Source organism: Aquabacterium sp. (assembly GCF_049274795.1).
Lineage (GTDB): Bacteria > Pseudomonadota > Gammaproteobacteria > Burkholderiales > Burkholderiaceae_C > Aquabacterium.
In genome coordinates, this window is record NZ_JBASTH010000115.1 from 19489 (window position 1) to 41886 (window position 22398).

At 67.9% G+C, this 22398-nt stretch carries 17 protein-coding genes; 10 read left to right on the plus strand and 7 right to left on the minus strand.

Annotated elements, in window-relative coordinates; all coding sequences use genetic code 11:
- The first annotated feature begins 24 nt into the window (after positions 1-24).
- Together WAQ08_RS19210 and WAQ08_RS19215 are read left to right on the plus strand one after the other, a co-directional pair.
- Positions 25-2046: a cation:proton antiporter gene (locus WAQ08_RS19210; RefSeq protein ID WP_422193885.1), complete on the plus strand. Its 2022-nt coding sequence runs from the start codon at positions 25-27 to the stop codon at positions 2044-2046.
- A gap of 75 nt (positions 2047-2121) precedes the next feature.
- Complete coding sequence (locus tag WAQ08_RS19215) at positions 2122-6240, plus strand: response regulator (RefSeq protein WP_422193886.1); 4119 nt, start codon at positions 2122-2124, stop codon at positions 6238-6240.
- Between the two features lie 27 nt (positions 6241-6267).
- Here the strand turns inward: WAQ08_RS19215 and WAQ08_RS19220 are convergent, their stop codons facing one another.
- From WAQ08_RS19220 to WAQ08_RS19250, 7 genes are all read right to left on the minus strand, one after another.
- Positions 6268-7326 carry an HD domain-containing phosphohydrolase gene (locus WAQ08_RS19220; RefSeq protein ID WP_422193888.1) on the minus strand — a complete coding sequence of 353 codons (1059 nt, stop codon included), beginning with the start codon at positions 7324-7326 and terminating at the stop codon, positions 6268-6270.
- Between the two features lie 27 nt (positions 7327-7353).
- Entirely contained in the window at positions 7354-7821 is a 468-nt protein-coding gene (locus tag WAQ08_RS19225; RefSeq protein WP_422193890.1) for a cyclic nucleotide-binding domain-containing protein, read from the minus strand.
- A 190-nt stretch (positions 7822-8011) separates the two neighbouring features.
- The gene (locus WAQ08_RS19230; RefSeq protein WP_422193892.1) at positions 8012-8338 is read right to left on the minus strand and encodes a nucleotide pyrophosphohydrolase; all 327 of its coding nucleotides are present in this window, start codon (positions 8336-8338) and stop codon (positions 8012-8014) included.
- 87 nt (positions 8339-8425) lie between these two features.
- Positions 8426-8950 carry a hypothetical protein gene (locus tag WAQ08_RS19235; RefSeq protein ID WP_422193894.1) on the minus strand — a complete coding sequence of 175 codons (525 nt, stop codon included), beginning with the start codon at positions 8948-8950 and terminating at the stop codon, positions 8426-8428.
- Between the two features lie 185 nt (positions 8951-9135).
- Positions 9136-9555 (minus strand): hypothetical protein, encoded by a 420-nt coding sequence (locus WAQ08_RS19240; RefSeq protein WP_422193895.1) that lies wholly within the window; start codon positions 9553-9555, stop codon positions 9136-9138.
- 73 nt (positions 9556-9628) lie between these two features.
- Complete coding sequence (locus WAQ08_RS19245) at positions 9629-10909, minus strand: MFS transporter (RefSeq protein ID WP_422193896.1); 1281 nt, start codon at positions 10907-10909, stop codon at positions 9629-9631.
- A complete protein-coding gene (locus tag WAQ08_RS19250) occupies positions 10906-12780 on the minus strand; it encodes a hypothetical protein (RefSeq protein ID WP_422193897.1) in 1875 nt (624 codons plus the stop codon). The genes WAQ08_RS19245 and WAQ08_RS19250 overlap by 4 nt, the downstream gene beginning before the upstream one ends.
- 479 nt (positions 12781-13259) lie before the next feature.
- Here WAQ08_RS19250 and nirB point away from each other — a divergent pair, with 479 nt between their 5' ends.
- The 8 genes from nirB (at position 13260) to WAQ08_RS19290 (ending at position 22394) form a co-directional block, all read left to right on the plus strand.
- Positions 13260-15803: a nitrite reductase large subunit NirB gene (nirB, locus tag WAQ08_RS19255; protein WP_422193898.1), complete on the plus strand. Its 2544-nt coding sequence runs from the start codon at positions 13260-13262 to the stop codon at positions 15801-15803.
- Between the two features lie 20 nt (positions 15804-15823).
- The gene (gene nirD, locus WAQ08_RS19260) at positions 15824-16165 is read left to right on the plus strand and encodes a nitrite reductase small subunit NirD (protein ID WP_422193899.1); all 342 of its coding nucleotides are present in this window, start codon (positions 15824-15826) and stop codon (positions 16163-16165) included.
- A 273-nt stretch (positions 16166-16438) separates the two neighbouring features.
- Positions 16439-16648 (plus strand): hypothetical protein, encoded by a 210-nt coding sequence (locus tag WAQ08_RS19265; RefSeq protein ID WP_422193901.1) that lies wholly within the window; start codon positions 16439-16441, stop codon positions 16646-16648.
- 47 nt (positions 16649-16695) lie between these two features.
- Positions 16696-16857 carry a GreA/GreB family elongation factor gene (locus WAQ08_RS19270; RefSeq protein WP_422193902.1) on the plus strand — a complete coding sequence of 54 codons (162 nt, stop codon included), beginning with the start codon at positions 16696-16698 and terminating at the stop codon, positions 16855-16857.
- Positions 16858-16971: 114 nt separating this feature from the next.
- Positions 16972-18333, plus strand: coding sequence for a nitrate- and nitrite sensing domain-containing protein (locus WAQ08_RS19275; protein WP_422193903.1), 1362 nt, complete (start codon positions 16972-16974; stop codon positions 18331-18333).
- 237 nt (positions 18334-18570) lie between these two features.
- Positions 18571-19383, plus strand: coding sequence for a formate/nitrite transporter family protein (locus tag WAQ08_RS19280; protein WP_422193904.1), 813 nt, complete (start codon positions 18571-18573; stop codon positions 19381-19383).
- Between the two features lie 55 nt (positions 19384-19438).
- Positions 19439-21175, plus strand: coding sequence for a protein kinase domain-containing protein (locus WAQ08_RS19285; RefSeq protein ID WP_422193905.1), 1737 nt, complete (start codon positions 19439-19441; stop codon positions 21173-21175).
- Positions 21176-21323: 148 nt separating this feature from the next.
- Positions 21324-22394, plus strand: coding sequence for an alpha/beta fold hydrolase (locus WAQ08_RS19290; RefSeq protein ID WP_422193906.1), 1071 nt, complete (start codon positions 21324-21326; stop codon positions 22392-22394).
- Positions 22395-22398 lie beyond the last annotated feature (4 nt).

A 22398-nucleotide genomic window follows, 5' to 3' on the forward strand; every position in this document is an offset into this window, starting at 1 on the left:
GGATCCAGGGATTCTAGGGACAACATGGCCACCACGCTCGACCTGACGCTGCTGTACCTGTTCGCCGCGGTGATCGGCGTGGTGCTGTGCCGTCTGCTGCGCCTGCCGCCCATGCTGGGCTACCTCGTCGTCGGTGTGGTCATCGGGCCCAATGCGCTGGCGCTGGCGCAGGACTCCTCCGGCGTCGAACACCTGGCCGAATTCGGCGTGGTGTTCCTGATGTTCGTGATCGGGCTGGAGTTCAACCTGCCCAAGCTGCGCAGCATGCGCTCGCTGGTGTTCGGGCTGGGCTCCAGCCAGGTGCTGCTGACCATCGCGGCCACCGTGGCCGGCTACTTCGCGCTGGCCGGCGTGCTGGCCTGGATGGGCGACCGCGCCCACCCCGACGGCCTGCTGGGCTGGGCCCTGAACTGGCAGAGCAGCATCGCCCTGGGCGGCGCGCTGGCCATGAGCTCCACCGCCATCGTCGTCAAGATGATGGCCGAACGGCTGGAGCTGGACACCGAGCACGGCAAGCGCGTGATGGGCATCCTGCTGTTCCAGGATCTGGCCGTGGTGCCGCTGCTGGTGCTGATCCCCACCCTCAGCGCCAGCCCGGCCGACCTGACCCGCGCCCTGTTCATCGCCACCCTGAAGGCCGGCGGCCTGCTGGGCCTGCTGCTGGCCGGCGGCCAGAAGGTGATGCACTGGTGGCTGACCCTGGTGGCGCGGCGCAAGAGCGAAGAGCTGTTCATGCTCAACCTGCTGCTGGTCACGCTGGGCCTGGCCTGGCTGACCGAGCACTTCGGGCTGTCGCTGGCGCTGGGCGCCTTCGTGGCCGGCATGCTGGTGGCCGAGACCGAATACAAGCACCAGGTGGAGGCCGACATCCGGCCCTTCCACGATGTGCTGCTCGGCCTGTTCTTCATCACCATCGGCATGAAGCTGGACTGGCACCATGTGGTGGACCACTGGACCCTGGTGGCCGCCCTGACCACCCTGCCCGTGCTGTTCAAGTTCGCGCTGGTGGCCTCGCTGGCGCGCTGGTTCGGCGCGCAGCCCGGCGTGGCGCTGCGCACCGGCCTGTACCTGGCGCAGGCCGGCGAGTTCGGCTTCGTGCTGCTGAGCCTGGCCGGCGAGCACGGCCTGATCAACGCCCAGGCGCAAAGCCCGCTGCTGGCCTCGATGGTGCTGTCCATGCTGGCCACGCCGCTGCTCATCATGCACAGCAACCGCATCGTGACGCGGCTGTCGGCCAGCGACTGGATGATGCAGTCGCTGGCGATGACGAAGATCGCCACCAAGGCCATCAACACCGAGCAGCACGTGCTGATCTGCGGCTACGGGCGCAGCGGCCAGAACCTGGCGCGCCTGCTGGAGATCGAGCACATCCCCTACATCGCGCTGGACCTGGACCCTGACCGCGTGCAGCAGGCCGCCGCCGCCGGCCAGCACGTGGTGTTCGGCGACGCCACACGCCTGCAGAGCCTGATGGCCGCCGGCCTGTCGCGCGCCAACGCGGTGGTGATCACCTGGCCCAGCGTACCGGCCGCGCTCAAGATCCTGGCGCTGGTGCACGAGCAGGCGCCGCACGTGCCCACCGTGGTCCGCACCATCGACGACTCCGGCCTGGACGCGCTGCAGGCCGCCGGCGCCGCCGCCGTGGTGCCCGAGGCCATCGAAGGCTCGCTGATGCTGGCCTCGCAGGCGCTGGCCCTGGTGGGCGTGCCGATGCGGCGGGTGCTGCGCCTGGTGAAGGACCAGCGCTCCGCCCGCTACGGCCTGCTGCGCGACTATTTCCACGGCGCGGACGACGACTCCGTGGACGAGCCGGAGCTCAAGCGTCTGCAATCCGTCACGCTGGGCGCCGATGCGGCCTGCGCGGGCTTGAGCATCGGCGAATTGCACCCCATGATGGAGGCGGTGGTGGTGGTGTCCCTGCGCCGCGCGGGGGGCGCCGTGGTGGTGCCCGAACCGGCCACCCGTGTGCAGGCAGGCGACACGCTGGTGCTGTCGGGCCGGCCGCAGGATCTGGCACGCGCGGAACACACCTTGCTCAACGGTTGATGAACGGTTGATGGCCCGGCCTCGATGCCCGGCCTCGATGGCAAAACAACGCAACGAGGCACGAAGATCGCTCCCATGACCCCTGAACCACCCAAGATGCCGGCAAGACGCCGCACGGCCCTCCTGTTGGGCTGGACCGCCGCCGCGTGGACCCTGGTGGTGCTGGCCGGCGCGGCCTGGAACATCAACCACGACCTCGACGACGCCCGCCGCGACAACCTGGCCCGCACCACCCAGCGCCTGGACAGCCTGCGCGAAACGCTCGACTCCAGCTTCCAGCAGATGGTGGCCCTGCCCCGGGCCCTGGGCCGCGAAGAAGGCATGAAGCAGTTCCTGCAGGACACCGTGCTGGAGCACTCGGCCAGCCTGGCTGAAAGCGACCGCGCCCGCATGCAGGCCCACCTGCTGGCCATGGCCCCCGTGCGCCAGATGAGCCAGCAGCTCAAGGAAACCACCAAGGATTTCAACCTCTCCGAAATCTTCCTGATGGACCGCTACGGTACCGTGCTGGCCGACAGCGGCTTCGATGCGCAGCCCAACCCCATCGGCGGCAACTACCGCACGCGCAACTACTACACCGAGGCGCTGGATGTCGGCACCGGCTCGCAGTTCGTGGTGGGGCGCATCAACCGCTCGCCCGGCTTCTACTTCGCAGGAAGGGTGGAGCGCCAAGGGCAGATGGTGGGCGTGCTCGTCATCAAGCGCGACCCGGCCAGCATGGCCCGCCTGTTCGACGGCGATCAGCGCCTGATCTTCGTCACCGACCGCAACGGCGTCATCGTGATGAGCAACCAGCCGCGCTGGATGCTGGCCCACGCGCCCATCCGCGACAAGCTCACCCTGTCCGACGCCGCCCAGAGCAAGCTCTACCAGCGCAAGGTGCCCACCCTGCCCTGGGAAGTCGGCAGCACCACCGTGGGCGCACGCACCACCGACCTGGTCACCATCGGCGACCGGCGCTACCTGGCCGTGCAACGCACCGTGATGGCCGACACCTACAACGCCTGGGTGCTGGCACCGCTGGAGGGCGAAGGCGCGCTGATCTCCTCCCGCGTGCTGGCCTGGGCCCTGGTGCTGATGCTGGGCTACGGCGTGCTGGCCATGCTGCTGCAGCGCAGCCGGCGCCTGGGTGCCCTGGCCGCCGCCCGGCGCGAACTGCACGACATGGCCCAGACCCTGCCCCTGGCGCTGTTCCGCTACCACCGCGATGCGCAGGGCGAGGTGCGCTTCGGCTTCCTGAGCCAGGCCGTCGAACGCGTGATCGGGCTGGACGCCATCACCGTGCAGGCCGACCCCACCCTGCCATGGCGCCTGGCCGAGCTGCCGGACAACCGCCCGCCCACACAGCCCGTCGAGGTCTCCGTCACGGTGCAGGGCCGCCCGCGCTGGGTGCGCTGCCACAGCACCCTGAGCACCGGCGCCGACGGCAGCGCCACCTACAACGGCTACTGGCTCGACATCACCGAGCAGAAGGAGCAGATGGCCCGCTCGGTGGCCGTTTTCCTCAACGCGCCCAACACCTACCTGTTCTTCAGCCGCGACCAGGGCATCCAGCGCGCCAACCCGCAGGCCCTGGCCATGTTCCGCGCCGACAGCGAGCGCGCGCTGCTGGGCCTCAAGCCCTGGCTGCCGCCCCTGTCCAACGCCATGCAAGACGGCAAGGCCGCGATGGACCAGGCCCACGCCCTGCTCGACGAGGTCCGCGCCAGCGGCCAGGCGCGCCGCTTCGAGTGGCGCCACACCACGCTGGACGGCCGGGCCTTCGATGCCGAGGTCGTGCTGATCCCCTTCGAGCACGACGGCGAACAACTCTACTGCGCCATCATCCAGGACATCAGTTTGCGCAAGCAGGCCGAGGCCTTCACCCAGGCCGCCCAGCAGGCCGCCGAATCCGCCACCCAGGCCAAGTCGCGCTTCCTGGCCAACATGAGCCACGAGATCCGCACCCCCATGAACGCCGTGATGGGCATGACCCACCTGGCCCTGATGGAGGAGATGCCCTCCAAGGTGCGCAACTACGTCAACAAGGCCCACCGCGCCGCTGGCAACCTGCTGCAGATCCTCAACGACATCCTCGATGTCAGCAAGATCGAATCGGGCAAGCTGGAGCTGGAGTGCACCGAGTTCCAGCTCGAAAGCGTGGTCAGCCACATGGCCGAGGTGCTCGGTGTGCGCGCCGAAGAAAAACGCCTGGAGCTGCTCTTCACCGCCGAGCCCGACATCCCCACCGCCCTGGTGGGTGACCCGATGCGCCTGGGCCAGATCCTGATCAACCTGGGCACCAACGCCATCAAGTTCACCGAGAAGGGCGAGGTCATCATCGGCTGCGAGGTGCAGCAGTTCGACGCCGAGGCCGTGCAGCTGCACTTCTGGGTGCAGGACACCGGCATCGGCATGACGCGCGAGCAGGTCGACCGCCTGTTCGAGCCCTTCACCCAGGCCGACACCTCCACCACCCGCCAGTACGGCGGCACCGGCCTGGGCCTGGCCATCTGCCGTGAACTGGTCACCCTGATGGACGGCCGCATCTGGGCCGACAGCCAGCCCGGCCAAGGCACCACCATGCACTTCACGGCGCGCATGGGCCTGCAGAGCCAGCAATCGCCCGCCCGCCGCGCCCTGCTCGCGCACGAACTGCGCGGCCGGCGCCTGCTGCTGGTCGACGACAACCCCACCGCCCGCGACATCCTGGGCGAGATGGTCAGCCGCATGGGCCTGCAGGTAGAGCTGGCCGAAAGCGGCCCCGCCGCGCTGGACCGCATGCGCCAGGCCATGGCCGCCGGCCAGCCGCACGAGATCCTGCTGACCGACTGGAAGATGCCCGGCATGGACGGCATCGACTTCGCCAAGCACGCCCTGGCCCTGCCGCCCGAGCACCGCCCCTGCGTGCTGCTGGTCACCGCCTTCGCGCGCGACGAGGCCTTGCGTGCCGCGGCCGGCGTGGGCCTGGCCGGCGTGCTCAACAAGCCCGTCACGCCCTCCACCCTGCTGGACAGCCTGAGCTACGCCCTGGGCCACGAGCAGGACGCGCTGGCCCCCGCGCCCCGCCCCGCCGCGCGCTTGCTGGAACATGCCCAGCAGCGCCTGGCCGGTGCCCGCGTGCTGCTGGTGGAAGACCAACCCATGAACCAGGAGCTGGCCTGCGACCTCCTGACGCGCGCCGGCATGGACGTGGTCACCGTCGACAACGGCCAGCAGGCCCTGGACAAGCTGCGCAACGACGGCCCCTTCGACGGCGTGCTGATGGACTGCCAGATGCCCGTGATGGACGGCTACACCGCCACGGAGAAGATCCGCGCCAACCCCGCCTGGCAACACCTGCCTATCATCGCGATGACGGCCAGCGCCATGGCCTCCGACCGCGAACGCGTGCTGGCCTGCGGCATGAACGACCACATCCCCAAGCCGCTGGAGCTGCCGCAGATGTTCGCCATCATGGGGCGCTGGATCACGCCCACACGCCCCGCCGCCGCCCGCCCCTGGCTGGCCGACAGCGACACCCTGCCCGCCTGTGCCACCCTGGACACCCGCGACGGCCTGGCCCGCTGCCTGGGCAACACCGACCTGTACCGGCGCCTGCTCAAGGGCTTCGACAAGACACAGGGCCCGGCCTCCGACCAGATCGAGCAGGCCCTGGCCCGCCACGACTACGACGAGGTGCTGCGCGTGGCCCACAACGTGCGCGGCTTGGCCGGCAACATCGGCGCGCACCAGCTGGTCAACGCCATCGCCCAGCTGGAAGAAGCCTGCCTGCGCGCCGACCCGGATGAAAGCGTGGCCCGCGCCCGTGCCGCGCAGGACAGCCTGCAGGCCGTGCTGCATGACATCCACACCCTGGTCAAGGCCCACGGCAACGGCCACACCGCCGACAGCCCGATGCCCGCCAGCCCCGTGCCCTTGGCCGAGCTCAGCCCCTGGTGGAGCCGCCTGGCCGCGCTGATCCATGATCAAGACGCTCAGGCCCCCGACGTGCTGCGCCAGTTGCTCGATGCCCACCCCGCGCTGGACGCGCTCGATGAAGTCGCGCGCCTGCGCCAGGCCTTGCTGCGCTATGACTTCGACAGTGCGGAAGCGGCCCTGGCAGACTGGCGCCAGCGCGCCGGCACCGAGGCGGCAGCAGCGTCCAAATCGCAGACGGCGGGCGACACCGACAAGGCCCCGGCCAGCGGCGCCTCCTCACGCGAACAGGCCTGACGGCCTGCTGACGCGCCGCCAAGAAGCTCAGTCCACCTGCGAGCCGCGCTCGTCGGCGTACTGGGCCATGATCTGCAGGATCTCGTGCTGCTGCGCGAAGAAGGCGTCCAGCAGCACCGGGTCGAAGTGCGTGCCCCGGCCAGCCTCCATCAGCTCCAGCGACTTGGCCGGCGAGAAGGCCTCCTTGTAGGGCCGCTTGCTCATCAAGGCATCGAACACATCGGCCAGGGCCACGATGCGCCCGAACAGCGGGATCTGATCGCCCTTGAGGCCCAGCGGGTAGCCGCTGCCATCCCAGCGCTCATGGTGGCTGAGCGCGATGGTACGCGCCGCGGCCAGCAGCTCGTTGTCGTGCTTGCCGATGATGTCCGCGCCGATCTGCGGGTGCTGGCGCATCACGGCCCACTCTTCATCGTTGAGCGGACCGGGCTTGAGCAGGATGTGGTCCGGCACGCCGATCTTGCCCACGTCGTGCAGGGCCGCCGTCTGGAACAGCAGCTGCAGCGAGGCGGGGCCGAGGCCGGCCTGCACGCCCACCAGGCGGCTGATGTGGCTCATGCGCACCACGTGGTTGCCGGTCTCGTTGTCGCGGAACTCGGCGGCGCGGCCCAGCCGGCGGATGACCTGCTGGCGCGTGGCCACCAGCTCGGCCGTGCGCTGCGACACCATGCGCTCCAGCTCGCGGGCCTGGTCGTACAGGGCCAGGTGCGTGCGCACTCTAGCCTGCACCAGCGGCGGGCTGATGGGCTTGGTGATGTAGTCCACCGCGCCGATGGCCAGGCCCAGGCTTTCATCCTCGATCGAGCTCATGGCCGTCACGAAGATGATGGGGATGCGGCGGCGGTCGGGGTTGGCCTTGACGCGGCGGCACACCTCGTGGCCGCTCACGTCGGGCATCATGATGTCGAGCAGGATCAGCTCGGGCGGCTCATCGGAGTAGACGATCTTGAGCGCCTTCTCGCCCGAGGTGGCCACCTTGATCCGGTAGTCCTGCCCCAGCACGCGCGACAGCAGCTCGATGTTCTGTGGCGAATCGTCGGCCACCAGGATGGTGGGACGGTGGACTTCATGCACCCCTGCGGACATCCTGCTAGCTCCTCTGTCGGGCGTCGATCAGGCGCTCGGGATCTGCCTTTGCATGTTGGCGCGCATGCGCTGGGCCATCAGCGCCCCAGCAGCCCGCACCACCTCGACGGCCACCTGCGGCACGCGGGCGGCCAGTTCTTCAAAGCGCGGCAGGCGCAGCGCCCACACCACGCAGGGCGTCATGGCCTCCACGTTGGCCATGCGCGGGCCGTCGGCAAACAACCCCGGCTCGCCGAGCACCGAACCCGCCCGCAGGATGGCGATGCGCGACGCACCCGGCGCCGCGCCAGTGACGAAGACCTGCAGCGAACCCTGCCCCAGGAAGTAGACCGTGCGGTCGTGGTCGCCCTGCTTGATCAGCAGATCGCCGGAGCGCAGTTCATGGCGTGTCAGGTACTGGCAGAACACGCGCCATTGCTGCGCGTCCAGCCGAGGTCGAAACGAATCCTCGGCGTTCAGCGTCTGGATCGCGTGAACCAGTTCGTTGGCATCCATGCAGGTCCTCTTTAAGCTCTTGTAACCACGTGCGGCATAGGGGATCCCTCATTTGAAGGGGATAAGTCGTTAATTTATCCCATCCGGCCCAGGCTTACACGAGGAATACAGAGGTTCACAGACCTTTTCAGACAGATCGCTGCGGATCAATGACATTACGCGGCTGTTTCAGGGACCTGGGTCTACCGGCTCATGGCCCACCGACCGGGTACTTGCGCGCGTTGACCACCATCTTGCGCCGCGCCGCGTCCAGCAGGTCCACCTCCAGCGCGGACGACAGCTGCACCAGGTAGAGCAGCACGTCGGCCATCTCGAAGGCGACCTCTTCCTTCTTGTCCGCAGGCAGTTGGCGGCTCTGATCCTCGGTCAGCCACTGGAAGTGCTCCAGCAGCTCGGCGGCCTCCACGCTCAGCGCCGAGGCCAGGTTCTTGGGCGAGTGGAAGGGCTGCCAGTGGCGCTCGGCGGCAAAGGCTTCGAGACGATGCGTCAGCTGGCGCAGGGAATCCGTGTCGGACATGGTGGTGAACCAAGAATCAGGTAGCCCTGATTGTTCCAGATCAGGCGGGACGAGGGCGGTCTGACGATAGCCCCGAGGCGCCATCGATCAAGCGACTCGGCGCTTGACCTTGACCCCCAGCACCCGCTCCAGCCACTTGCGCTGAACCAGGCGAGCAGCCTTGTTCAAACCGGTCAAGGTCTTCGGGTCGGGTTCACCTGCACGGATCAGCCTGGCCCGGCCTCCGTCTTGATTCGATGACGGGCCTGGACACGTGCGCCCGATCAAAGGCATGGTGTCCACGTGGGCGATGCGCTGGTTCTCGTCCCACGCCACCGCACACTGGTTGAGCAGCGACTTGGCCGTCTCCGCCAGGGCCTTGAACACAAACGCCTGCCCATTGGGCTGAAGCGCCAGTTGCGCCAGGGTGCTCTTCGGAATGCCGTTGACGGACTTGACCTTGGGGTTGGCCAGCAGGGCGGGTAGCTCGACCAGGCCAAAGGTGCGTGCAGGATTGGCCTGGCTGCTCAGGACGACGACATCACCCTCAAGGGACTGGGCAAAACTGTGCGAGGTCTTGGCCCTGCATGGCGGTGGCCAGCTTCCACGACCCCAGCGGAGGGGGGCCTTCATCAATGTCTCCGCTGTACAGCACCGTGCGGTCGGTTGGCAAACCGTCAGCATGCGCGACCGACACCTGGCCCACCAAGGACATCAGCGCCTGCGGTGTCGCATAGGCATCCGGGGAGCGCTGCAACAGCTGGGCGGCGGCATCCGCCGTGATGCCACCGGAAAATTCCTTGTCCTGCAACGCCGGCTCAGAACTCGAACTCGATGGCATAGCTCAGTTCGCTCGAACTGTTCAAACCTCTGCTCTTGTAGGCGGTGAGCGCGGCCTTCAGCGCAGCCAGCCTGGCCTGGTGATGCGTCGCCGGCCCAGACGGCGCGGCATTCAATGGTTTGGTCAGCAAACGCCACCGGATGAGGTAGCGGCCGTCTGCCGCACGGTTGCCATCCATGTGCAGCAGCTCTTCCTTGAGTTCACCATCCCACAGAAAGGCAAAAGCCATGGTGCTCATGTCTTCCGGGTTCCTGCGCACCAGCAACAGATAGGACTCGCTCTCGCGATCAATGGTCCAGGACAGGCCGGTGAACACAAAGTAGTAGCGTTTCCACAGACTGTTGAGGTCGTAGTGCTCGATGTCGGCTGGTGTGACGAGTTCGTTGCTGTAAGGCATCGGGATCAGGCTTGAGGGAACACTGCTTCTTCTAGGGAGTGTACGCAGGTCCATCCCGCCATCAAGGCATGGTTCACCGCCAGGCCTGCGCCACCCGCGTGTGCGTCGGGTGGCGGTCCAGCCACCACACCAGGAACACGCAGCCCGCCGCCGCCAGCGCCGTGCCGATGCCGAAAGTGGCGGTATAGCCCAGGCGGTCGCCCAGGAAGCCCCCCGCCAGCCCGCCCAGGCTGCTCACGGCCACCACCACGCTGGCCAGCAGCGTGTAGTCGGTGCCGGCGTGGGCCGGATCGGACGCGTCCATCATCAGGGCGAACAGCGCCACCGAGGCCATGGTGCCGACCACGCCCTCCACCACCGTCGCCGTCCACAGCAGTTCGACACCGCCCAGGCCCATCGCCGCCGCGATGTAGAAGCCGAAACCCGCTGCCTGCAGCAGTCCGCTCCATAGCAGCGCCTGGCGCCGCCCGGCGCGGAAGGTGAGCCACCCACCTACCACCGCACCCAGCAGACTGGTGGCCGAGCCGACCGTGCCCTTCATCAGGGCGATGGTTTCCTTGCCCACACCCTGGTCGCTGACAAAGGGCGTGAGCAGCGAGCTCACCATCTGGTCCCCGAAGCGGTAGCAGAAGATCAGCCCGGCCAGCACCAGCATGCCCGGCGTGAGCGCGCGGTGCAGCCAGGCGATGGCCAGGCGCCAGCCGCTGAAGAAGGACGAAGACTTGGCCTGCGCCGGCAGCACCGGGGGCTCGTCGTGCGGCACCCGCGAAGGCTCGCGCAGCCCCAGCACCGGCAGCGTGGTCAGCGCCAGCATGCCCGCCATGCCCAGGAACATCACGCGCCAGCCCATCTGCGCGAACACCCACAGCAGCAGCCCGCCGCCCAGGATCATGCCCAGGCGGTAGGCCCCCACCTGGATGCCGTTGGCCAGGCCCCGCTCCTGCGCGTTCAGCAGGCGCACGGCCAGCCCGTCGGTGACCACATCCTGCGTGGCCGCGATCAGGTTGAACAGGAACACCGCGACGAACAGCAGCACGCTGTCCAGCGAGAGGTGCAGCTCGGACAGCAGCAGCGCCATGGCGATGGCCGCGCCCTGCAGGCTCAGCAGCCAGGTGCGGCGCGCGCCATGCTGGTCCACCAACGGCGCCCACAGGAACTTGATGCCCCAGGGCAGCGCCAGGAACTGCAGGAAGCTGATGGCCGTGAGCGACCATCCCTGCTCACGCAGCAGCACCGGCAGCGCCAGCGTGAAGAAGCCGAACGGCAGCCCCTGCGCGGCGTACAGGCATGTGAGCAGGATCAGTTGCCGCGCCCGCGTGCCTACGCCGGGCGCGGTGTCCAGCGGCGCCGTCAAGCCAGCGTCTTGTTGCTGACCTCGGCCGTGACGCCGCCAGCCTTCTTGAACTTGACCTTGCCCGGGCGCCAGTTGCGCTCGCACTCCCAGCCCACGTCGCTGGCGGTCAGCTCATGGTTGGGGTAGTGCGTCACCAGCTCCCAGGCAGCCCCGCCAGCGCCGCGCTTGAACACCACCACGGCGTGGCGGATCATCTGCGCGCCGCCGTCCTTGGCCACCAGCTTGACGTTCAAGTCCTTGAACAGCTGCTCCTGCGTCTTCTTGCCCTTCTCGAACTCGGTCAGGAGCTGCTTGGCCACCGTCGCATCGACGACGACGCCCGTGCGCTCCACCGCATAGCCCCAGCCCACCGAGGTATCGGGCTTGCCCAGCGTGATGGCCAGGCTCCTGAAATCCTTCCAGACACCGTTCTTGTCTTCGAACTGCAGGTAGCTCTGCATGGCCTTGGCCGTGGCGATGGCCTTCTTCACGGCCTCGCGCTCCAGCACGGGCGTGGCCCAGGTGGAGCCGATGTCGCTTTTGACGATGGTGTCGGCCGCGGCAATGATGCTCTTCTCCACCGAGCTGCGGTTCTTGATGACCTTCTCGCCGTTCTCGTTCTCTTCGTACTCGATGGTCACCTTGTTCCACTTGGCCGTGTGCTGGGTCACGCCGTGCTTGTTGCCCTGCTTGTCCGGCGTCACGCCCTGGGTGGCGGCCCGCAGCGCCTGGCGGTCCAGGCCCGTCTGGGCGCCGTGGCGGCCGGTGCCGTGGCCCTGGCCGGTGCCCACGCCATCACCCTTGACCGTGGTCGAACCGTCCTTGTTCTTGACCTTGTCGACGTTGTCTTCCTGCCAGACCGTGGCCTCGGCCATCTTGCCCACCAGCGCGGACAGCTCCTTGTGCGACTGCTCGGCCGACTTGGAGGCCGCCTCGACCACGTCCAGGCGCTTTTGCATGTTCTGCACCACCGTCAGCATCTTGGAGGGGGCCTTGTCCTTGAGCTGCTTGAGGGATTCGATCTGCGGGCTGAGGCGGTCCTGCACTTCCTTGAGCTTCTTGTTGGCGTTCTGCAAATCCAGCGTCAGGGCCTCGATACGCCCCTTGCGCTCGAGAAAATCCTTCTGCTTGATGTTCGGCTTCTTCTGAGCCTCTTCCATGCTCTTGATGGTGTTCGTGAGCTGCTTGACGGTGCTCTCCGCCGTGTCGAGCTCCTTCGTCAGCGGGCTCAGCTGGCGGGCGATCTCCCGCAGCTCCTCATCCAGCGACTCCTGCAGGCTGGCCTTGCGCTGAGCAAACTCCTGCTTGGTGGCGGCCTTTTCCTCTTCCAGATCCTTGGTGGCCTTGTCGATGAGGAGCTGGGCCTGCTCGGGCTTCTTGTCCTCGATCAGCGCCTCAGCCTTCTCCAGCGCCTTGCGCATCTCGCTGCGCACCGAGCTGGCCAGGATGTGGCCCATGTCCTTGAAGGTCTCGGACACGGAGAACAGCGCCCGCTTGGCCTTGACCGTCTTCTGCTCCAGGGCCACGTCGTCCTTGGAGGGCTTTTCGGGCTCGTCGATGCCGTCCACGATCTCGAAGGTGAAGCCCGTGCCGCTGAACAGCTTCTTGAGCTTGCCCGGGATCAGCTTGCCCTTCATCACCTGCAACTGGAGGTGCTTCTTGTCGGGCGTCACCTGCCCCCAGGTGAACTTGGCGCCGCCGGTCTTGAGCGCCTTGATGGCCGGCGCCTTGATGCGGCCCACCAGCAGCACGTCGCTGTCCTCGCCCCCGATGGGGTAGCTCTCCGCGAAATAGAACTCGCCCAGTTCCCCGCCCAGCTTGGACAGTTCCATCTTGAACTGCTTGACGTACTTTTCGGGGGTGTCGAAATCGGCTGCTTCATTGAAGGGCATGGTGGCCTCCGCAAGGACAAGGCCGGCCTACCCGCCACCAGGTAAACACTCCGGCCATGTCGACGATGCAGGCGCAGTCTAGGCACGCCGCCAGCTGCCGTCCACGTCCTTTCGTACGGGTGTTGCGCCCCCGCACGCGGCCCGCACCACCCCAGGGCGGTGCGCCGTCGCACCACATTGGGGTCAGCTGAAGGGCCGCTGTGGCCCATCCGGCAAGGCCTTCCCTCTGGACAAGATGTCTGCAAAACCAGGCATAGCCCTTGCATGAGTTCAGGCACGCATCCGCGGTGCTGACGCTGCAGATGCCCCAAACCAACTCCGCTAACGACGGCGGATCCGTCGGAGCAGGCCTTCCCCCTTCACTGAGGCCCGCCCCTTCTGACCCCCTTGGTCCCGAGGTGCCCCAGCACCGCGCGATCACAGGTGCGCCGTGGTCTTCTGTGCTGACCCGCGCACCCCGTCTTCCCAGGAGTGCACACATGAAGATCGTCGTCGTTGGCCATGGCATGGTCGGCCACAAGTTCCTCGAATCCCTGGCCGAGCAAGGCCTGGCAGATGCCGAGGTCACCGTCCTGTGCGAAGAGCCCCGCGCCGCGTACGACCGGGTCCACCTCTCCGAATTCTTTGCCGGCAAGACGGCCGATGACCTCTCCCTGGTCGAGCCCGGCTTCTTCGAGCGCACCGGTTACAGCCTGCGCCTGGCCGCCCGCGCCGTGGCCATCGAGCGCCGCAACAAGACCGTGACCACCGCCGACGGCGAGGTGCTGTCCTACGACAAGCTGGTGTTGGCCACCGGCTCCAACGCCTTCGTGCCGCCCGTGCCCGGCCGCGAGCGCCCCAACTGCTTCGTCTACCGCACGATCGAAGACCTGGAGGCCATGACGGCGGCCGGCGCCACCTCGCGCAAGGGCGTGGTGGTGGGTGGCGGCCTGCTGGGCCTGGAGTGCGCCAAGGCCCTGCGTGACCTGGGCCTGGAAACCCACGTCGTCGAGTTCGCCCCCCGCCTGATGGCCGTGCAGGTCGATGACGGTGGCGGTCGCATCCTGCGCAGCAAGATCGAAGCGCTGGGCGTGCACGTGCACACCGGCCGCAACACCACCGAGATCGTCGATGGCGCCACGGCCCGCCACCGCATGGTCTTCGCCGACGGCAGCCACCTCGAGACCGACATGATCGTGTTCTCGGCCGGCATCCGCCCGCGTGACGAGCTGGCCCGCCAGTGCGCGCTGGCCATCGGCCCACGCGGCGGCGTCGTGATCGACAGCGAGTGCCGCACCAGCGACCACGATGTCTACGCCATCGGCGAATGCGCCAGCTGGAACGAGCAGACTTTCGGCCTGGTGGCCCCCGGCTACGACATGGCCCGCGTGGTGGCCAAGCAGATCGCCGGGCAGACGGACGCCGCCTTCGTGGGCGCCGACATGAGCACCAAGCTCAAGCTGATGGGCGTGGACGTGGCCAGCATCGGCGACGCGCACGGCAAGACGCCGCATGCCCGCACCTACCAGTACGTGGACGAGATCAAGCAGATCTACAAGAAGATCGTCGTCAGCCAGGATGGCAAGCAACTGCTGGGCGCCGTGCTGGTGGGCAATGCCGATGAATACGGCACCCTGCTGCAGATGGCCCTGAACGGCATCACCCTGCCGGCCGACCCGGAATTTTTGATCCTGCCCGTCTTTGAGGGAGGGGGCGACGGCAAGGCCAAGCCCGGCCTGGGCGTGGACGCGCTGCCCGACACCGCCACGATCTGCTCGTGCAACAGCGTGACCAAGGGCCAGATCTGCGCGGCCGTGGGCGACGGCGTGTGCACCATCGCCGACATGAAGGCCTGCAACAAGGCCGGCGCCACCTGCGGCGGCTGCGTGCCCCTCGTCACCCAGGTGATGAAGGTGGAGATGGCCAAGCGCGGCATGGCCGTCAACAACCACCTGTGCGAGCACTTCCCCTACTCGCGCCAGGAGCTGTACCACCTGGTGCGCGTCGGCCAGATCAAGACGTTTGACGAGCTGCTGGCCAAGCACGGCAAGGGCCTGGGCTGCGACATCTGCAAGCCCACCGCCGCCAGCGTGTTCGCCTCGGTGTGGAACGAGTTCGTGCTCAAGAAGGATCTGGCCGGCCTGCAGGACAGCAACGACTACTTCCTGGGCAACATCCAGAAGGATGGCACCTATTCCGTGGTGCCACGCATGCCCGGTGGTGAGGTCACCCCTGATGGCCTGATCGCCGTGGGCATGGTCGCCAAGAAGTACGGCCTGTACACCAAGGTGACGGGCGGTGCGCGTGTGGACATGTTCGGCGCGCGTGTGGAGCAACTGCCCGCCATCTGGGAAGAGCTGATCGCCGCCGGCTTCGAATCCGGCCACGCCTATGGCAAGTCGCTGCGCACCGTGAAGAGCTGCGTGGGCAGCACCTGGTGCCGTTACGGCGTGGACGATTCCGTCGGCCTGGCCGTGGAGCTGGAGAACCGCTACAAGGGCCTGCGCGCCCCGCACAAGATCAAGTTCGGTGTGTCGGGCTGCACGCGTGAATGCGCCGAGGCTCAGGGCAAGGACATCGGCGTGATCGCCACCGAGAAGGGCTGGAACCTGTACGTGTGCGGCAACGGCGGCATGAAGCCCCGCCATGCCGAGCTGTTCGCCACCGACCTGACCAAGGCCGACCTGATCAAGCTGATCGACCGCGTGCTGATGTTCTACGTGCGCACCGCCGACCGCCTGCAACGCACCAGCACCTGGCGCGAGAACCTCGAAGGTGGCCTCGATTATCTGAAGGACGTGCTGATCAAGGACAGCCTCGGCATCAACGCCGAGCTGGAGCAGCAGATGCAGCACGTGGTCAACACCTACCAGTGCGAGTGGAAGACCGCCGTGACCGACCCGGCCGTGCGCCAGCGCTTCCGCGCCTTCGTCAACAGCGACGCCAAGGACGAGCGCATCGTGTTCGTGAAGGAACGCGGGCAGATCCGCCCGGCGCGCGACGAAGAACGCACCACGGCATTTACCGACACCACCACCGCCTGACTGACCGGGAGGACAACATCATGAGTACCGATACCCTGACCTGGACCCCCGTCTGCGCGGCCAGCGACATCCTGCCCAACACCGGCGTCTGCGCCCTGCTGGAGGGACGCCACGTGGCCGTCTTCCGCGTGGGCGGCGACCAGCTCTACGCCATCGACAACGTGGACCCGAAATCCGGCGCCAGCGTGCTCTCGCGCGGGCTGGTGGGCAACCTGGGCGAGCACATCGTCGTGGCCTCGCCGCTGTACAAGAACCACTTCGACCTGCGCACCGGCGCCTGCATCGAGGCGCCCGAGCACTCGGTGCGCGCCCATGCCGTGCGCGTGGACGAAGGCCACGTGGTGGTGGCCCTGGCACCCTGAGCCCGGCCTGGTCGGCGGCCTCGTTGCAGGGGCCGCCGTTCCTTCCAACAAAGGCCCGCATGGTCACCCGCTCATCCCTGCAGCACCACACGCACGACATGCACGGCGCCCCCGCGCTCGCCGTGGCGCCGCTGCATGCCCTGGCCGGAGGTGGCCTGGCCCACCCGTGCCTCGCCGCACATTCCTGAGCCCGGCGACCACCCACCCCTCCTTCACCTTCAGCGCATCTCTGGTCTCCGGGCGTCCCCAGCGCAACACCCACCGGAGAACCGCATGCCTTCGCCGCAAACCGCCCCGCGCGTCCTGACCAACGTCGATCACCAACGCCTGTTCGCCCTGGTCGAACGGCAGGACACCGCCTCGGCCCACACCAGCGCCACCGAGGCCTTGATGGACATCCTCGACTTTGCCGACCTGGTACCGCCTCAAGCTGTGCCGGGCCACGTGGTCACCATGCGCTCACGCGTGGTGCTGATGGGGTAGGCCAACGGCAGCACCCGCAGCCTGACGCTGAGCTACCCCACGACGACGTGAGTGGCGGCCTGTCCGTGCTCACGCCCCTGGGCACCGCCCTGCTGGGCGCGCGCGTGGGCCAGCAGGTGAATTGGACAGGCGTGGACGGCGCCATCCACCACGCGGTGGTGGCCGCCATCCAGTACCAGCCCGAGGCGGCTGGACAACTGCACCTCTGAGCATCACCGAGCACAACGACCGGGCACCCCGAGACGCGCGGAAAAACCGCGCCGCCTCGCCCAAACGCGGCCAAGTTGCGGACAATGGGCGCAAAGCGATGTCTTTGCGCCCCCATGTCCCTGCCCGCTGCCCTCTCTGCCCCTGCTCCCGCCGCCTTGCCGGCGCTGTCCGTCTCGCACCTCGTGCTCCGCGCCAAGCAGCTCGAGATCGACGCACTCAAGCACCTGGCCGCCCGCGCCGAGCTGGTCGATGTGATCGGCCAGCTGATCCACGCCCTGCAGCGCGAGCGCGGCGCCACCAGTGTGTACCTGGCCTCGGGCGGACAACAGTTCACCGAGGTGCGCCAGGCCGCCGTGCTGGAGGCCCAGCCACTGGAGGCTCAAGCGCGCGCCATCTTCGCCACACAGACGGAGCCGGGCCAGGGCGCCTCGGCCCGCATGATCTCGATGATGGCCTGGGCCCTGATGGGCCTGGACATGCTCGACGGCCTGCGCACCCAGATCGAGCAACGCACGCTCAGCGCCCATGACTCGGTGGCCGCCTTCAGCCGCCTGATCGCGGGCCTGGTCGAGCTGATCTTCCACGTGGCCGACGCCACCGCGCACCCCGGCATCTCGCGCCTGCTGGTGGCCTTCCTGCACCTGGTGCAGAGCAAGGAAGCCGCCGGCCAGGAGCGCGCCGTGGGCGCCCTGCTCTACGCCTCCGGCCATGGCGACGAGGCCCAGCAGCAGCGCCTGATCCACCTGATCGATGCCCAGGAAAGCAGCCTGCGCGTGTTCGAGGAGTTCGCCGAGCCCGCCCTGCGCACCCACTGGCAGCAGCACCTGCTCACGCCCGGCGTGGCCCGCCTGGAGCGCCTGCGCCGCACCCTGTGCACCGCCCGCCCCGGCGCCGCGCTCGACGCGCAGCTCAGCGACGACTGGTTCGAGGTCAGCAGCGCCCACATCACCGCGCAATGGGATCTGCAGCAACAGCTGGTGCAGGCCCTGCGCCAACACTGCGAGGCCCAGGTACGCGCCGCCGAGCAGGCCTTGCTCGACGCCGAAGGCCTGCTGCAACAATTGCGCGACAACCCATCGCCGCATGCGCAGGCGGTCGAGCGCTTCTTCGACGCAGCCGCGCAGCCGGGCAGCATGCCCCTGCCCGCCGCCGTCACCGAGGGCCTGGCCAACCACATCGACACCGCCGCGCAGCAGGCGCAGGCCTCGTCGCTGCTGGACATGCTGCAGGCCCAGTCCGCCCGCCTGGCCACCATGGAGGCCGAGCTGGAGACCGCGCGCCGCACGCTCAACGAGCGCAAGGTGATCGAGCGCGCCAAGGGCGTGCTGATGTCGCGCATGGGCCTCACGGAAGAAGCGGCTTTCCGCGCCCTGCAGAAAACCTCCATGGACCAGAACCGCCGCCTGCTGGACGTGGCCGAGGCCACGCTCTCGCTGCCGGATTTCGCCTTCCCCAAGCCCGGCACCTCCAAGTGAAGCCCATGCTGGCATGCCTCTAGCTTGCCTTGACGCCATCAGGCTAAAGGCGGCCTGACAACCACCCTGCATGGTGCCAACGCGCCCCGGGGTGGTGCACCAACGTGTGGATAACGGCGTCCAACCCAGTGTCCTGCTCCGGCAGGGTGCGGTGGTGGGCGCTTTTTTCATGGCCTTCGCGGCACCGAAAGACAGCACCTTCACCGTGGCCTGTCCTTATTGCCCCAAAGGAACCCCATGGCCTACCTCGCCCCCGCCGAATTCGTCACCAAGATGGTCGACGCCGGTGAATCCAAACTGCTGATGTCCACCCGCGACACGCTGATCCGCTCGTACATGGCCGGTGCCATCCTGGCACTGGCCGCGGCCTTCGCGGTCACCGTCACCGTCAACACGGGCAACGCGCTGGTCGGCGCCATGCTGTTCCCGGTCGGCTTCATCATGCTCTACCTGCTGGGCTTCGACCTGCTGACCGGCGTGTTCACGCTGGTCCCGCTGGCCGTGTTCGACAAGCGGCCCGGCGCCACCTGGGCCGGCGTGTTCCGCAACTGGACGCTGGTGTTCTTCGGCAACTTCGCCGGCGCCCTCACGGTGGCCGTGTTCATGGCCATCATCTTCACCTTCGGCTTCAGCGAGGCCGCCAACGCCGTCGGCCAGAAGATCGGCCACATCGGCGAAGGCCGCACGGTGGGCTACTCGGCGCACGGCGCCTCCGGCATGCTCACCCTGTTCATTCGCGGCGTGATGTGCAACTGGATGGTGTCCACTGGCGTGGTCGCGGCCATGATGTCCACGTCCGTGTCGGGCAAGGCCATCGGCATGTGGATGCCCGTGATGATCTTCTTCTACATGGGCTTCGAGCACAGCATCGTCAACATGTTCCTGTTCCCCTCCGGCCTGCTGCTGGGCGGCAACTTCACGATCATGGACTACCTGATCTGGAACGAGATCCCCACCGTGATCGGCAACCTGGTGGGCGGCCTCACCTTCGTGGGTGCCACGCTGTACGCCACGCACTACAAGACCGCGCCCAAGCGCATCGTGGCCTGATCGCGCCCATGCCTCAAGCCCCCACCGCACCGGCTCGCCGGGCGGTGCCCCGGCCATGACCGGCGCGCTGCGCATCACGCTCGGCCAGCATTCGCGGGCCGGGCGCAAGGCCGTGAACCAGGATTTCCACGGCGCGGCCGTGCCCACCGGCACGCTGCTGGCCACCAAGGGCATCGCCATCGCGATCGCCGACGGCATCGGCAGCAGCGCCGTGAGCCAGGTGGCCAGCGCCGCCGCCGTGCGCAGCTTCCTGGACGATTACCACGACACCTCCGAGGCCTGGACAGTGCGCCGCTCCGCGCAGCGCGTGCTGGAAGCCACCAACGCCTGGCTGCACGCCCAGACCCGCCGCAGCGACGCCCGCTTCGATCCGGATCGCGGCTACGTCTGCACCTTCAGCGCCCTCATCCTCAAAGGCCGCGAGGCGCACCTGCTGCACGTGGGCGACACGCGCGTGTACCGCCTGCACGCCCAGGCGCTGGAGCAGCTCACCGAGGATCATCGCCTCCACGCCTCGTCCGTGGAGACCTACCTGGCCCGCGCGCTGGGCATGGGCCCGTCCATCGAAATCGACTACCGCCACTGGCCACTGACACCCGGCGAGGTCTACCTGCTGGCCAGCGACGGCGCCTACGAGCACCTCGATGCCGCCGCCGTGCACAAGGCACTTCAGGCCCATGGCGATGATGTCGACCAAGCCGCCAGCGCCCTGATCGACACCGCGCTGGAACGCGGCAGCCAGGACAACCTGACCGTGCAGTTGGTGCGCATCGACACCCTGCCCGAGCCCGAAGCCCGTGAACTGCCCGTGCAGCGCGAGGGCCTGGCCCTGCCGCCGCCCCTGCAGCCACGCATGCGCTTCGAGGGCTACACCATCGTGCGCGAACTGCACGCCAGCGCCCGCAGCCATGTGCACCTGGCGCTGGACGAGGCCACCGGCCAGCAGGTCGTGCTCAAGACCCCGGCGGTGGACCTGCGCGAGCAGCCCGCCTGGCTTGACCGCTTCCTGCTGGAAGAATGGGTGGCCCGCCGCATCGACAGCGCCCATGTGCTCAAACCCTGCGCCATCGAACGCCCACGCCAGCACCTGTTCGTGGCCATGGAGCACATCGAAGGCCACACCCTGGCCCAGTGGATGACCGACCATCCCGCGCCCAGCCTGGACGCCGTGCGCCGCATCACCGAGCAGATCGCGCGCGGCTTGCAGGCCTTTCACCGCAAGGAGATGCTGCACCAGGATCTGCGCCCCGAGAACGTGATGATCGACGTCACCGGCACCGTCAAGATCATCGATTTCGGCGCGGTGCACGTGGCCGGTCTGGCCGAAGGCAGCGATGCGCCACGCCCGGATGCGCTGGTCGGCACGCTGCAGTACACCGCGCCCGAGTACTTCACGGGCCAGGGCGGCAGCGCCGCCTCCGACCTGTTCGCGCTGGCCGTGCTCACCTACCAGATGCTGACGGGCCAGCTCCCCTACGGCCTGCAGGTCACGCGCGTGCGCACCGAGCGCGACGTGACCCGGTTGCACTACACCCCGTTGCGCGAACACCGGCCCGAACTGCCTGCCTGGCTCGACGCCGTGCTGCGGCGCGCATTGCACCCCCAAGCGCACAAGCGGCAGGAAGCGCTGTCCGAGTTCATCCACGATCTGCACGATCCCGGCCTGCAGTACCAGCCGCGCCGGGCGCCCGCCCTCATCGAACGGCACCCGGTGGTGTTCTGGAAGGTGCTCAGCGCGGCCCTGGCGCTGGCTGTGTTGCTGCTGCTGTGGCTGAGGATTGCCGGACACTGATCTCGGGCGACAGGACAGGGCCCTTGCCTGTCACACAGAGCAGCATCCCAACAGCGAACTTTTCCGTTCATATCTGAACGAACCAAGCCATCAAGGCCGCGCCACACGATGACACGGCCGCACACCCACCCCGACAACGGAGTTGCTGATGAAGCCTGTCGCCGCCGGCCTGACCCTGGCCGCCCTGACCCTGCCCTGCGCCTACGCGGCCCAACCGACTGCCACGGCCGCCACTAGCCAGGCCGCTACCCAGACCACCACCGAGGCCGCTGCCGCAGCGCCAGCCCCCACCTACGGCGCGCAGCTCGAAGGCTTCGACTACCCGCACCCCATCCAGCGCTTCAAGCTGACATCGCAGCAACAGGCGCTGGAGATGGCCTACATGGACATCGCCCCCAAGGGGAAGGCCAACGGCCGCACCGCCGTGCTGCTGCATGGCAAGAACTTCTGCGGCGCCACCTGGCAAGAGACCATCCGCGTGCTCAGCGAGCAAGGCTGGCGCGTGATCGCCCCGGACCAGATCGGCTTTTGCGCGTCCAGCAAGCCCAAGGGCTACCAGTTCAGCTTCGGCCAACTCGCGGCCAACACGCACGCCCTGCTGCAATCGCTGAACATCAAGCAGGCCACCGTGATCGGCCACTCCATGGGCGGCATGCTGGCCACACGCTTCGCCCTCAACCACCCGCAGGCCGTGTCACAGTTGGTGATGGTCAACCCCATCGGCCTGGAAGACTGGCAGGCCGCAGGCGTGCCCTACGCCACCATCGACCAGCTCTACCAGGGCGAGCTCAAGACCAGCTTCGAGGGCATCAAGGCCTACCAGCTCCGCTTCTACTACAACGGCCTGTGGAAGCCCGAGTACGACCGCTGGGTGCACATGCAGGCCGGCCTGTACGCCGGCCCCGGCCGCGAGAGCGTGGCCTGGAACCAGGCCCAGACCTCCGACATGGTGTTCACCCAGCCCGTGGTGCATGAGTTCGCCCAGCTCAAGGTGCCCACCCTGCTGGTGATCGGCGGCAAGGACCGCACCGCCCCCGGCGCCGCGCGAGCGCCCAAGGCCATCGCCGACAAGCTGGGTGACTACCCCGCACTGGGCCGCGCCACGGCCAAGGCGATCCCGGGCGCTCAGCTGGTGGAGTTCCCGGCGCTGGGCCACTCACCCCAGGTCGAATCGCCCAAGGAGTTTCATGAGGCGCTGCTGCGGGGGCTGAAGGGCTGAAGCG